The sequence below is a fragment of the Streptomyces sp. NBC_01352 genome, assembly GCF_036237295.1.
Lineage (GTDB): Bacteria > Actinomycetota > Actinomycetes > Streptomycetales > Streptomycetaceae > Streptomyces > Streptomyces plumbiresistens.
In genome coordinates this window covers 6,391,498-6,404,234 of the sequence record NZ_CP108354.1, presented here as the reverse complement: position 1 = coordinate 6,404,234, position 12,737 = coordinate 6,391,498, and the positions used below count along the sequence as shown (strand labels likewise).

Here is a 12,737-nt window from a genome sequence, read left to right as displayed (position 1 = left end):
TGTTGGTTCTGCTTGCTCGTCTGCTTCAGTTCCAGGTACGGGACCGCAGAGGCATCCCCGAGTCACCGGACTCGGGGGTCCGGATCGCCACGACCTGGTTCACGCCGATGCGGTTGTGCTCGAAGGCGAGCGCGGAGGCGGCCATGTACAGCCGCCAGACCCGGGCCCGCCCGGCACCGGCGAGCTGCACCGCACGTGTCCACTCCCCCTCCAGGTTCGTGACCCAGCGGCGCAGCGTGAGGGCGTAGTGCTCGCGGATCGACTCGACGTCCCGCACCTCGAACCCGGCGCGTTCGAGCTGGGTGACGGTGGTGCCGACGGGGGCGAGCTCCCCGTCCGGAAACACATAGGAGTCGATGAACTCGTCGACGTTGTACGCCGATTCGTCCCGGTGGGGCCGCCGGGCGATCTGATGGTTGAGCAGCCGCCCACCGGGCTTGAGAAGCCGCCGGAGCACCTCGGCGTACTCCAGGTACCGCTCGGAGCCGACATGTTCGGCCATCCCGACGGAGGAGATCGCGTCGTAGGGCCCGTCGGCCACATCCCGGTAGTCCTGTACGCGGATCTCGACCCGGTCGGTGAGTCCCTCGTCAGCGACGCGCTTACGGGCGTACGCGGCCTGCTCCTGGGAGAGCGTGATCCCGACGACGCTCACGCCGTGCTCGCGGGCGGCGTGGATGGCCATGGAGCCCCAGCCGCAGCCGACGTCGAGGAGGCGCCCGCCGGGGCTCAGGCCGAGCTTGCGGGAGATGAGTTCGAGCTTGTCGCGCTGGGCGCCTTCGAGGGTGCCGCCCTCGGACTCCGGGGCCTGCCAGTAGGCGCAGGAGTACACCATGCTCGGCCCGAGGACGATCTCGTAGAAGTCGTTCCCGACGTCGTAGTGATGGCTGATGGCCCGCTTGTCGGTGCGCTTGGTGTGCAGATGACGGCGGGGTCTGCGGACCTCCTCGCGGGGCGGGGCGGGCGGCAGCGGGGGTCCGGCCAGGGCGATGAGTCCGCGTACGGCGGCCCGCACCTCGGGGTCGCGCAGGGCCTGGGCGAGGCTGCGGGCGTCCTCGTCGCGCTCCCAGATGAGCCCGGACATCAGGTCGAGGCCGGCGTAGAGGTCCCCCTCGATGTCCAGGTCGCCGGCGACCCAGGCACGGGCGAGGCCCAGCTCGCCGGGCTTCCACAGCAACCGCCGCACAGCCCGCCGATTACGCACCACGAGTGTCGGCGCGCCCGGCGGCCCCGCCTGCGAACCGTCCCAGGCGCGGATGCGCACGGGTAGCGGTACACCCAGCAACTGTTCAACGAGGCTCTTCAGCCGCAGCGCGGCGTCTGCCATGGCGCAACCTCCGTGACGAGGGATCCCGGAATGTCCCTTACCTACGTAAACACCTGCGGGGCCGGGGCGCAGTCCCTCGTTCGCGTTACGGCTTCGCAAAATGCGTGCACGTGACACGGACTTTGCCGTGAGCGGGAACGCCGAAGGGGCCGCCCGCACCACGGATGGCGGGCGGCCCCTTCGGGGCGTTCGGTGACTCAGCGACTCGGTGACCGGAGGTCAGGAGGCCTTGGCCTGCTCGGCCTTCGGCTTGTCCTCGGCCTTGGACCGGCTCTCGGTCTTGCTCGCGGCAGCGACCGGCGCCGGCTTGGCGGCCTCGTAGAACTCCTCGCGCGGAGTCTCCAGGGCACCGAGGGCGACGACCTCGCGCTTGAGGAACATGGCGAGGGTCCAGTCGGCGAAGACGCGGATCTTGCGGTTCCAGGTCGGCATGGCCAGACCGTGGTAGCCGCGGTGCATGTACCAGGCGAGACGGCCCTTGAGCTTGATCTTCATCTTGCCCATGACGATCATCGCGACGCCCTTGTGGAGGCCGAGGCCTGCCACAGCACCCTTGTTGGCGTGGCTGTAGTCCTTCTGCGGGAAGCCCCGCATACCGGAGATCACGTTGTCGCCGAGGACCCGCGCCTGACGGAGGGCGTGCTGGGCGTTCGGGGGGCACCAGGCGTTCTCGTTGCCCGCCTTGCGGCCGATGAGGTCCGGGACCTGGGCGTTGTCGCCCGCGGCCCAGATGTAGTCCGTGCCCTTGACCTGGAGCGTCGGCTCGCAGTCGACGTGACCACGGGGGCCCAGCGGAAGGCCGTAGCGGCCAAGGGCGGGGTTCGGCTTGACGCCGGCCGTCCACACGATGGTGTTGGAGTCGACCTCCAGGCCGTTCTTCAGCACCACGTGGCCGTCGACGCAGGAGTCCATGGAGGTGGAGAGGTAGATCTCCACGCCCCGGCTCTCCAGGTGCTCCTTGCCGTACTGGCCGAGCTTGGGGCCGACCTCCGGGAGGATCTTGTCGGCGGCGTCGACGAGGACGAACCGCATGTCCTCGCGGGAGACGTTGTTGTAGTACTTGGCCGCGTCGCGGGCCATGTCCTCGACCTCGCCGATGGTCTCCGCACCCGCGAAGCCACCGCCGATGAAGACGAAGGTGAGCGCCTTGCGGCGGATCTCCTCGTCGTTCGTGGAGTCGGCCTTGTCGAGCTGCTCGAGGACGTGGTTGCGCAGGCCGATGGCCTCCTCGATGCCCTTCATACCGATGCCCTGCTCGGCGAGGCCGGGGATCGGGAAGGTGCGGGAGACCGCGCCGAGGGCGACGACCAGATAGTCGAAGGGCAGCTCGTACGCCTCGCCGACCAGCGGCGAGATCGTGGCGACCTTGCGGTCCTGATCGATGGTGGTGACCCGGCCGGTGAGGACCTCCGCCTTGGGCAGCACGCGTCGCAGCGGGACGACGACGTGGCGCGGGGAGATGCTGCCGGCGGCGGTTTCGGGGAGGAAGGGCTGGTAGGTCATGTACGACCGGGGGTCGACGACCGTGACGGTCGCCTCGCCGTAGCGCATCTTCTTCATGATGCGCCGAGCTGCGTACAGGCCTACGTACCCACCGCCTACTACGAGGATCCTGGGACGCTCCGTGGTGCTCATGCCATCGAGTATCCACCCGCCTCAGGGGGGTCGCTCGTGCGCCCCTTCACAAGCTTCCTGGTGGTGTGTGCTATCCTCCGCCGCTCGCGTGATCCACGTCATGGCGCGGAGTGGGAACCAGCGTGTACGGCAGGCCGTTGTCAATGCCGCGTGAGCTGCCTCTCTGGCCCCGAAACCCCTCCGTCGGGCCCTCGCGAGAGACCCTTCCGGAGCCTCCGTGAAACGTCCTCGCACGCCTCTTTTGAACACGTTCACGCGGGTGTTGAACCCCCGGAGGGGTCAACGGGGACGCCTTCGTCCTCCGACAGGGCCGAATTCCTTGTGAAGAACTTCACGAACTTTCCCCGGGGAGTGTCACCGAGGGGCCCACCAGGGCCCCTCGGGTGTGCTCAAACGGGCATCCTGCCTGCTCAGCAGAGTGCTACGCGAGCTCTTCGGCCACGCTCCAGGCGATGCCGTCGAGGATGTCGTGCTCGCTGACGACGACCTCCGCCGCGCCGATCCGCTCCATGATCGAGAGCAGGATCAGGGCGCCCGCGGCGATGACGTCGACGCGGCCCGGGTGCATGGAGGGGACGGCCGCGCGTTCGGCGTGGGTGGAGTGCAGGAGCCACTCGGTGATCTCGCGGACGCGGTCGTGGGTGACGCGGGAGTGGTGGATGGCCGTGGAGTCGTACTCGGGGAGGTCCTGGGCGATCGCCGAGACCGTCGTCACCGAGCCGGCCAGGCCCACCAGCGTGTGCGCCTCGCGCAGCGGGACCGTCTGCTCGGCGAGGTCGAGGGCCGCCTCGATGTCGGCCCGCATCGCCGCGATCTGCTCCGCGGACGGCGGGTCGCTCACCACCCCGTCCTTCACCAGGTGCCGCTCGGTCATCCGGACACAGCCCACGTCGACCGAGCGCGCCGCGCGCACGTGGTCGTCGCCGACGACGAACTCGGTCGAGCCGCCGCCGATGTCCACCACCAGGTAGGGCTTGGCGAGGTCGCCGCGGCCGGTCAGTTCCTTGGTGGCGCCGGTGAAGGAGAACTCCGCCTCGTGGTCGCCGGTGATGACCTCCGGCTCGACACCGAGGATGTCCAGCACCCCTCGTACGAACTCGTCCCGGTTCTCCGCGTCCCGGGAGGCGGAGGTGGCGACGAAGCGCAGGCGCTCCGCGCCGTGCTCCTTGATGATCGCCGCGTACTCGCGGCAGGCGGCGAAGGTCCGCTCCAGGGCCTCGGGGGCGAGCCGCCCGGTGCTGTCGACGCCCTGGCCGAGGCGGACGATCGTCATACGGCGGTCGAGGTCGACCAGTTCGGCGGTCGCCCCCGCGCCGGAGGCGCTATTGGATGCAGTGGTGTCGGCGACGAGGAGCCGGATGGAGTTCGTACCGCAGTCGACGGCGGCGACCCGGGTCACTTGGCGTCCTCCTGAACGGACTGAGCATGCTGAGCGGGCTCCGTGGATGTCTCCTGGAGTCGCGTCACACACGTCCCCTTCCGCCACCACTCCGGCAGCATCTCCAGCGCCTCGTCGCCCAGCGGGTTGACCCCGGGGCCGGCCGCCAGGGAGTGGGCGACCAGGACGTGCAGGCACTTCACCCGGTCCGGCATGCCGCCCGCGCTGGGGAAGCCCGTCAGCTCCTCGATCTCGTCGCGGCGCCGGATGTAGTCCTCGTGCGCGGCACGGTAGGCGGCGGCGAGTTCCGGGTCGGTCGCCAGCCGCTCGGTCATCTCCTTCATGACGCCGTTCGCCTCGAGGGTGCCGATGGCGGAGTTCGCCTTGGGGCACGTCAGGTAGTACAGCGTCGGGAAGGGCGTGCCGTCGGGGAGGCGGGGGGCCGTCTCGACCACGTCCGGCTCGCCGCACGGGCAGCGGTGCGCGATCGCGCGCAGACCGCGCGGCGGACGCCCGAGCTGCTGCTTGAAGGCCTCGACGTCCGCGTCGGTGGGCTCGGTGCGCGGAGTAGGGGGCGGGGGCGTTTGCATGCCTGTCTTTCTATCGCTCAGTTCACTGGCAGTTCACTGCTTGGAGGCGTCGGATCAGCTGTCGGAGGCGTCGGACTTGTCGACGCCGTCCCAGACGTTCGCGTACCAGGGGCGGTCGGCCGCCCCGAGGTCGGCGCGCGACTGCCTGGCCGCGTCCGGGTCGATGACGATGTAACCAGTCTCCCCCGGCATCACATAGTGCAGCCGCTGCCGGATCTGCTGCTCCGCGTACGCGTCGTCCTGCCAGCGCGCCTTGAGGTCGCGCAGCTGCTCGACCCGCTGCCGGGCCTGCTCCTGCTGCTGCTCGAGATCGGCGATCTCGGCGCGCTGGGAGACGTACTGCCTTATGGGATAGGCCAGGGCCACGATCAGCGTGCACAGGACCAGGGCGAGGAGCGCGGCCCGTCCGGTGAGCCGGGAGCGGCGGGCCTGCCGCTTGGTCTGGGAACGGTACACACGGGCCGCGGTCTGCTCGCCGAGCAGCTTGATCCTGGTCGCGGTGGAGAAACGGTCCCGGTCCTTCACGGCCATGTTTCCCCGCCTCCCGTCTCACACGTGCGTACGTCCCCGCACACGGTACGGGACCGGTACGGGGACGTACGTACGACTGGCTGAGGCTTAGCCCTGCTTGGCTCAGCCCTTGAAGCGGGGGAACGCGCTGCGGCCGGCGTACACCGCGGCGTCGTCGAGGATCTCCTCGATGCGCAGCAGCTGGTTGTACTTGGCGACGCGGTCCGAGCGGGCCGGGGCGCCGGTCTTGATCTGGCCGCAGTTCACCGCGACGGCGAGGTCGGCGATGGTGACGTCCTCGGTCTCGCCGGAGCGGTGGGACATCATGCACTTGAAGCCGTTGCGCTGGGCCATCTCGACGGCGTCCAGGGTCTCGGTCAGCGAGCCGATCTGGTTCACCTTGACGAGCAGGGCGTTCGCGGAGCCCTCCTCGATGCCGCGGGCCAGGCGCTCGGGGTTGGTGACGAAGAGGTCGTCGCCGACGATCTGGACCTTGTCGCCGAGCTTGTCGGTGATGACCTTCCAGCCGGCCCAGTCGTCCTCGTACAGCGGGTCCTCGATGGAGACCAGCGGGTACGAGGCCACGAGCTCCTCGTAGTACTCGGTCATCTCGGCGGCCGAGCGGGACTTGCCCTCGAACTCGTACTTGCCGTCCTTGTAGAACTCGGACGCGGCGACGTCGAGCGCGAGCGCGATCTGCTCACCGGGGACGTAGCCGGCCTGCTTGATGGCCTCGAGGATGAGGTCGAGCGCGGCGCGGTTCGACTCCAGGTTCGGGGCGAAGCCGCCCTCGTCGCCCAGGCCGGTGGACAGGCCCTTGGTCTTCAGCACCTTCTTGAGGGTGTGGTAGACCTCGGCGCCCCAGCGCAGCGCCTCGGAGAAGGACTCCGCGCCGATCGGGGCGATCATGAACTCCTGGATGTCCACGTTGGAGTCGGCGTGCGAGCCGCCGTTCAGGATGTTCATCATCGGAACGGGCAGCAGGTGCGCGTTCGGGCCGCCCAGGTAGCGGAAGAGCGGGAGGTCGCTGGCCTCGGAGGCGGCGTGGGCGACGGCGAGCGAGACGCCGAGGATGGCGTTGGCGCCGAGGGAGCCCTTGTTGTCGGTGGCGTCCAGGTCGAACATCGCCTGGTCGATCAGGCGCTGCTCGGTGGCGTCGTAGCCGACGAGCTCCGGGCCGATCTGCTCGATCACGGCGAGGACGGCCTTCTCGACGCCCTTGCCCAGGTAGCGGTTGGGGTCACCGTCGCGGAGCTCGATGGCCTCGAAGGCGCCCGTGGAGGCGCCGGAGGGGACGGCGGCACGACCCGTGCTGCCGTCGTCGAGGCCGACCTCGACCTCGACCGTGGGGTTGCCTCGGGAGTCCAGGATTTCCCGGGCTACGACGACGTCGATGGACGGCACGAGCATCTCCTTCTTCAATGTGACGCGGTTCGGCAGGACCGCGGTGGGTTCTGCGAGACGAGCCTAACCGGCTCCGGGCGATCGGCCAGCCGGTCGACCACCGGATGGACAGAACCGAGAGTAAATTGTTTCCGAACGGAACAAAGAGTGGCGTGCAACTCGCGGGGAAATCGCACAGGACCGGCATGAAAAAGCCCCGCCCCGGTGCGTACGGGGGAAGACGCACCGGAGCGGGGAGCCCGTGGGGACGGGGGGGTGGCCCTCACGAGGCCTCCACTATGGAGTCCACGGATAAGAGGGCGCTGTGGTTCAGCTGAGAGCCGCGTAGTACTTCAGGCGCGACTCTTGCCTTCAGTCGCGGCTCTTGCCTTCGGGCGCAGCCCTCACTTCAGGTGCAGCCCTCACTTCAGGTGCAGCCCTTACTTCAGGTGCAGCTGCTGGCCCGGGTAGATGAGGTCGGCGTCGGTGACGATGTCCTTGTTCAGCTCGAACAGCTTGTCCCAGCCGCCCTTGACGTCGTGCTCCTCGGCTATGGAGCTGAGGGTGTCGCCGGAGACGACCTTGTACTCGCCGTCGCCCTTCTTGACCTTCTTGCCGGTCGGGGTGGTGACGGTCTTCTTCGCGGCCGGGCGGTCCGCGGAACGGGAGGCCGGCTGCTCGGTCGAACGGCTGCTCTCCGAGGAGCTGCTGTCCGAGCTGCCGGAGCCGCTGGACGTGTTCGACGAGGTGTCGGCGCTGCCGTTGTAGGCGGAGTTCGACAGGTTCACACCGCAGTTCGGCCAAGCGCCCTTGCCCTGACCCGCGAGGACCTTCTCGGCGACGGCTATCTGCTGCGCCTTGGAGGCCTGGTTGGCCTGCGCGGCGTACTGCGTGCCGCCGTACGCGGCCCAGGTGGAGGCCGAGAACTGCAGACCGCCGTAGTAGCCGTTGCCGGTGTTGATGGACCAGTTGCCGCCGGACTCGCACTGGGCCACGGCGTCCCACTCGGAGGCGGTGGCGGCGGAGGCACTGCCGGCGGCCATCAGCGGGGCGGCGACGGCGGCACCGGTGACACCGGCGATGGCGATGGCACGGGTGGCCTTGGACGGACGGCGGTGCTTGCCCTTGGCGGAAAACAGCATGGTGGATCCCCTCACCGACGCCTGCGAGGTGAGCTGTCGGGTTCGGGCCGGTTGAGTTGCCCGGCCGTGCCTCGCGCTGTTTCGTGCGCGGCACGGCTTAACCCCAAGCCGGTCCCAGCTCAACTGCTGGTCCCGGCACTTACCTTGGGTCCCCCGCTCCTGCCTACGGCGCTTTACGCGACGACTGTTCCCGGGCGCCACTGGCAGGATTCGGCGTTGCGGCGGCCGGGGCTCGTGTTGGCGAGCGGTCCCGACGGTAGACACGCGATCCGCGGAATTTCAAAGACGATCAAGGCTTCTGAGACTCATCCCACACTTCGCCAAATCGGACATTCGGTGGCGAAGTGTGACGCGAACTCCCGCTAGTTTTCGCCCGATTCGATACCTACGGTGAGGGTCTGACCGGGCACGATGACGCTCGCGTCGGCGCCGATCGCCTGCTTGTTCTCCGCGTAGAGCTCACGCCACCCGCCTTGGAGGCCAAGGGAGTCGGCAATGGAGGCGAGAGTGTCCCCGGGGCGGACGGTGTACGAGTCCGCGCGGGCGGCGTGACGGCCGGCAGAGGCGCCCGCGTCGGCGGCGGCGGTACCCGCGTCCGTGTCCGTGGCCGCGGCCGTCTCGTCGGCGCTGTCGCCTCGATGCTTGCCCGCACCGAGGGAGCCGGTGTCGACGAGGGCCGAAGAGCCGCCCTCTTGCCAGAAGTTGTCCGAGTCGTCCGGATTCGTCACGCCGGTGGAGTCACTGCCGGAGTCGCCGCCGGAGCCCTGCGAGGCGCCGGGGGTTGCAGCAGAATCGGACGATGTGTCGGACTTTGCCGAGTTGTCGGCTTCGCCGGAAGAATCCGACCGGGCGTCAGAATCGGACGGCGTGGGCGACACGGACGACGAAGGCGCGTCCGAAGCCGCATCGCCGGACGAGTCCGCCGACGACCCGGAGGAGTCGGACAAGCCGGACGAGTCAGATGAGCCGGACGAATCCTTCGCGCCCGACGTCGCGTCGTCCGCCACACCCGTGTCGACGCCGGGCGCCGCGGTGTCCTTGCTGAGGCCGTTGAGCAGGCCGCAGGTGGACCAGTAGCCGACGCCCTGGTCCGCGAGGATCTTCTCCGCGACGGCTATCTGCTGGGAGCGGCTGGCCTGGTCGGCGCGCGAGGCGTAGTCGAGGCCGCCGTACTGCTCCCAGTCGTCCTGGGCGATGTGGAGCCCGCCGTAGTACCCGTCGCCGGCGTTCTCGCTCCAGGAGCCGTCCGTCTCGCAGTTCGCCACCTGGTCCCACGTGGTGCCGGTCGCCGCGCTCGCGCCGGTGGCGCCGAGGAGCGGGATCGCGATGGCGGAGCCGGTCACTCCGGCCGCCACAAGGATGGCCGGAGCCTGGCGGGGGCGACGATGACGGCCGTTCCCGGAGAGCATGCGGAAACCTTTCGCGAGACAACGGTGACCAGCGTGGCGGGTGAGGCTCGGCGCCGCGCTGGCGTGAACGTATAGGCAGTCGATCACTTGTCACAAGTTAATGCCGCGCAGATCACGTGAAGATCACAGACTTGAGGGCGCGTCACCTTTACGCAGGTGAGCGAGTCAGCCACGCGGCGTGAACTCGACGGGCAACGTCCGCAGCCCGCGCATGATGAGACCGCCCCGCCACCGCAAATCAGCTGAATCCATCGCGAGTTGCAGGTCCGGAAGACGGGTGAGAAGCGTCGCGAGCGCGGTCTGGCCCTCCAAGCGGGCGAGGGGGGCGCCGAGGCAGTAGTGGATGCCGTGGCCGTATCCGAGGTGCTGGTTGTCGCGGCGGGACAGGTCGAGCGTGTCCGGATCGGCGAACCGCTCAGGGTCCCGGTCCGCGGCGGCGAGGACGACGAGGACGGGGTCGCCGGTCGCGATGTCCTGTCCGCCGATGCTGACCGGCTCGGTCGCGAACCGCCAGGTGGCGAGCTCGACGGGGCCGTCGTAGCGGAGGAGTTCCTCCACACCGGTCTCGAGGAGCGCCGTGTCGTCGGCGGCGAGCGCCTTCTGGAGTCGGTCTCGCTGTTCGGGGTGGGTGAGGAGGGCGTAGGTGCCGTTGCCGATGAGATTGACGGTTGTCTCGAAGCCTGCGAACAGGAGGATGAAGGCCATGGCCGCGGCCTCGTTCTCGGTGAGGTGCTCACCGTGGTCGGAGGCCCGGATGAGACCGGAGATGAGGTCCTCGCCGGGGGCGCTCTCGGCCGTCAGGGCCTCGCGCTTGCGGTGGATGAGCTCGGCGAGATAGCCCCGCATCTTCTTCACCGACCGCGCCACTCCGCCGCGCGGCCCGCCGCCATGACGGATCATCATCCCCGCCCAGTCCCGGAAATCGTCCTGGTCCTCACGGGGAACCCCGAGCAGGTCGCAGATCGCGTAGATGGGGAGCGGGAAGGCGAAGTCGTGGATGAGGTCGGCGCTGCCCCTGTCGGCGAACTGGTCGATGAGGTGGTCGGTCAACTCCTGCACGCGGGGCGCGAATTCGGCGACGCGTCTCGGGGTGAACGCCTTGGAGACGAGTCGGCGCAGCCTCGTGTGGTCGGGCGGGTCGATGTTGAGCAGGTGCGTCATCAACTCGGCCTTGCGCTCGCCGGGGATGCCGGTCTTGCCCTTGGCGTGCGCGGGCTCGTCGTGGTGCGCGGGGTTCTTGGAGAGCCGCTGGTCGGCGAGAGCCTGTTTGGCGTCCGTGTAGCGGGTGACCAGCCATGCCTCCACGCCGCTGGGGAGTCGGGTCTTGTGGGCGGGGGCGTTTTCCCGGAGCCAGGCGTAGGCGGGGTAGGGGTCCGTCGCGAACTCCCAGGTGAAGAGTTCGGGGGCAGGGCTCGTGGGGGTGGGCTGGTCGGTCACTCCTTGACGGTAGCTGGGTTCTTGGCGGGGACGTTCCTGGCGGCGGACTGACCCCGAAATGTCCATGCCGACAGCTGTGCGGTACGCCTCTTTCTGCTGCCTCTGCCTCTCTACTCCTCTCGCTCCCCCTCCCCTTGCGTCTCCGGCTGCGTCTCCGTCCGCCTGATCGCGTCCCGGTACGTCCGCGCCGCCGCTCGTAGGGCCGCCTCCGGATCCACGCCCTCCGCCTCGGCCCGTACCGCCAGTGCGAGCAGGTCGTAGCCGACGCCCTCGGCCGCCGGCAACGGCACGTCCAGGCCCGCCGTCCGCACTCTCGACGCCAGCTTCGCCGCCAGGGCGAGGCCCGGCTGGCCGAGGGGGACGCCGTCCGTCACCGACTCGCGCTGCTTCTCTATCGCCTTCGTGCGCAGCCAGTGCTCCTTGACCTCCTCGGGGGTCGTGGCGGTCTCGTCCCCGAAGACGTGCGGGTGGCGGTGGATGAGCTTGGTGACGATGCCGCCGGCGACGTCGTCGATGGAGAAGGGGGCCTCGGAGTCCTCCTCGGCGATGCGGGCGTGGAAGACCACCTGGAGCAGGACGTCGCCCAGCTCCTCGCGGAGTTCGTCTCGGTCGCCCTCCTCGATGGCCTCGACGAGCTCGTACGCCTCCTCGATGCCGTACTTCGCCAGGCCCTTGTGGGTCTGCTGGGACGACCACGGGCACTCGGCGCGGATGCGGTCCATGACCTGGACGAGGTCCAGGAGGCGGGCGCCCGGCAGGTCGTAGGAGGCGGGGAGCAGCTCCAGGTCGGGCATGTGGACGCGGCCGGAGCCCGCGAGGCGTGCCAGGCCGTCTGTGAGGGCCGGCTCGCCCTCGCCGGTGGCGACCACGACGACCGTCCGTCCGCCGGCGCACGCGTCGATCAGTTCCTCGGCGGTCGGGGACGCCTCGTCGACCGTTATGCCCGCCTCGCGCAGATACGGCAGCTGCGGGTGGGCGCCGTCCGCGCACAGCACTCGGTCGGCGGCGTGCAGTGCCTGCCAGGCGGGCCAGGACAACAGGCCGGGGGCGACGCGGTGGCTGGTGGTGAGGAGGACGATGCGGCCGGTGGCGGGCTCGGGAGCGGTGGCGGCTTCGGGGCTGGTTGCGTTCACGATTCGAAGCTAACGCACGCCGCCGACGAGGCGATCAAGTTGTCCACAGGGCGGGGGGCTCGATGTGATCGTATGAACAACCCCGCGGTGCGGTCAGGCCGTCTGCTGCGTCTCCGTCGTCGTGACCTCCCGCACCCACGGCGTCTTCGTGTCGACGCGGCTGCTCTTGTCCACGTCCCAGGTGCCGTAGCGCGGGTTGAGGTCGACGTTCAGCTTCTTGGAGGCCTCGGCCAGGGCGTTCCAGAAGGCGGGGTCGCCGGTGTTGGTACCGAGGCTGGTGGCGAGCTTCTGGGCCTCCAGCTGGAGGCGGAGGTTCTCGTCCAGGCGCTCGGGGGCGATGCCGTACTGCTGCAGCCAGGCGGCCTCCAGGGCCTTGGAGCCGCCGGTCTGCTCCTCCAGGCCGCTGCGCATCTGCTGGATCTCCTTGCGGCTGACGCTCACGCCCGCGTCCTGGGCGGCGCGCTGCAGCACCCGCTCCAGGACCATGTTGTGCAGGGTGTCGCGGGAGAGCGTCCCGGTCTTGGCGATCGCCTGCTCGTACTGCGCGTCGTCCGGTACCGCCGCCCGCTGTGCCGCGCGCACCTCGTTCACCCGGGTCTCCAGCTGGGAGACGGTGATCCGCTGGCCGCCGACGACGGCCGCCGCGCCGGGATGCGCGTCGTTGCCACAGGCGGTGATGAGGGGGGCCGCGGCGATCGCGGCGGAGAGGAGGAGCCCGGTGCGACGACGGCGGTGCAAGGAAGCCTCCCGAGGAGTTTGTGCGGCGGTGCACAAGGTCTTGCGGTGATCGATG

Annotated in this window: 11 protein-coding genes and 1 riboswitch; all 11 genes read right to left on the bottom strand. The window is 69.5% G+C overall.

The window, feature by feature from the left end; genetic code table 11:
- Positions 1–25: 25 nt before the first annotated feature.
- Positions 26–1,327, bottom strand: coding sequence for a cyclopropane-fatty-acyl-phospholipid synthase family protein (locus OG252_RS29885; protein ID WP_329339977.1), 1,302 nt, complete (start codon positions 1,325–1,327; stop codon positions 26–28).
- A 219-nt stretch (positions 1,328–1,546) separates the two neighbouring features.
- The gene (locus OG252_RS29880; protein ID WP_266438462.1) at positions 1,547–2,962 is read right to left on the bottom strand and encodes an NAD(P)/FAD-dependent oxidoreductase; all 1,416 of its coding nucleotides are present in this window, start codon (positions 2,960–2,962) and stop codon (positions 1,547–1,549) included.
- A gap of 421 nt (positions 2,963–3,383) precedes the next feature.
- Entirely contained in the window at positions 3,384–4,361 is a 978-nt protein-coding gene (locus tag OG252_RS29875; RefSeq protein ID WP_266438459.1) for a Ppx/GppA phosphatase family protein, read from the bottom strand.
- Positions 4,358–4,930 (bottom strand): DUF501 domain-containing protein, encoded by a 573-nt coding sequence (locus tag OG252_RS29870; protein WP_266438457.1) that lies wholly within the window; start codon positions 4,928–4,930, stop codon positions 4,358–4,360. Before OG252_RS29870 ends, OG252_RS29875 begins: the two co-directional genes overlap by 4 nt.
- 54 nt (positions 4,931–4,984) lie before the next feature.
- Positions 4,985–5,461, bottom strand: coding sequence for an FtsB family cell division protein (locus OG252_RS29865; protein ID WP_329339973.1), 477 nt, complete (start codon positions 5,459–5,461; stop codon positions 4,985–4,987).
- Positions 5,462–5,563: 102 nt separating this feature from the next.
- Positions 5,564–6,850 (bottom strand): phosphopyruvate hydratase, encoded by a 1,287-nt coding sequence (gene eno / locus OG252_RS29860; RefSeq protein WP_266438452.1) that lies wholly within the window; start codon positions 6,848–6,850, stop codon positions 5,564–5,566.
- Between the two features lie 413 nt (positions 6,851–7,263).
- Positions 7,264–7,965: a LysM peptidoglycan-binding domain-containing protein gene (locus OG252_RS29855; RefSeq protein WP_266438449.1), complete on the bottom strand. Its 702-nt coding sequence runs from the start codon at positions 7,963–7,965 to the stop codon at positions 7,264–7,266.
- A 3-nt stretch (positions 7,966–7,968) separates the two neighbouring features.
- Positions 7,969–8,146: riboswitch (cyclic di-AMP (ydaO/yuaA leader) on the bottom strand.
- Positions 8,147–8,327: 181 nt separating this feature from the next.
- A complete protein-coding gene (locus OG252_RS29850) occupies positions 8,328–9,374 on the bottom strand; it encodes a LysM peptidoglycan-binding domain-containing protein (RefSeq protein ID WP_329339969.1) in 1,047 nt (348 codons plus the stop codon).
- Positions 9,375–9,539: 165 nt separating this feature from the next.
- Complete coding sequence (locus OG252_RS29845; RefSeq protein ID WP_329339966.1) at positions 9,540–10,811, bottom strand: cytochrome P450 family protein; 1,272 nt, start codon at positions 10,809–10,811, stop codon at positions 9,540–9,542.
- Between the two features lie 110 nt (positions 10,812–10,921).
- Positions 10,922–11,944, bottom strand: coding sequence for a nucleoside triphosphate pyrophosphohydrolase (locus tag OG252_RS29840; RefSeq protein ID WP_329339964.1), 1,023 nt, complete (start codon positions 11,942–11,944; stop codon positions 10,922–10,924).
- 93 nt (positions 11,945–12,037) lie between these two features.
- Complete coding sequence (locus OG252_RS29835) at positions 12,038–12,682, bottom strand: SurA N-terminal domain-containing protein (RefSeq protein ID WP_329339962.1); 645 nt, start codon at positions 12,680–12,682, stop codon at positions 12,038–12,040.
- Positions 12,683–12,737: the final 55 nt, after the last annotated feature.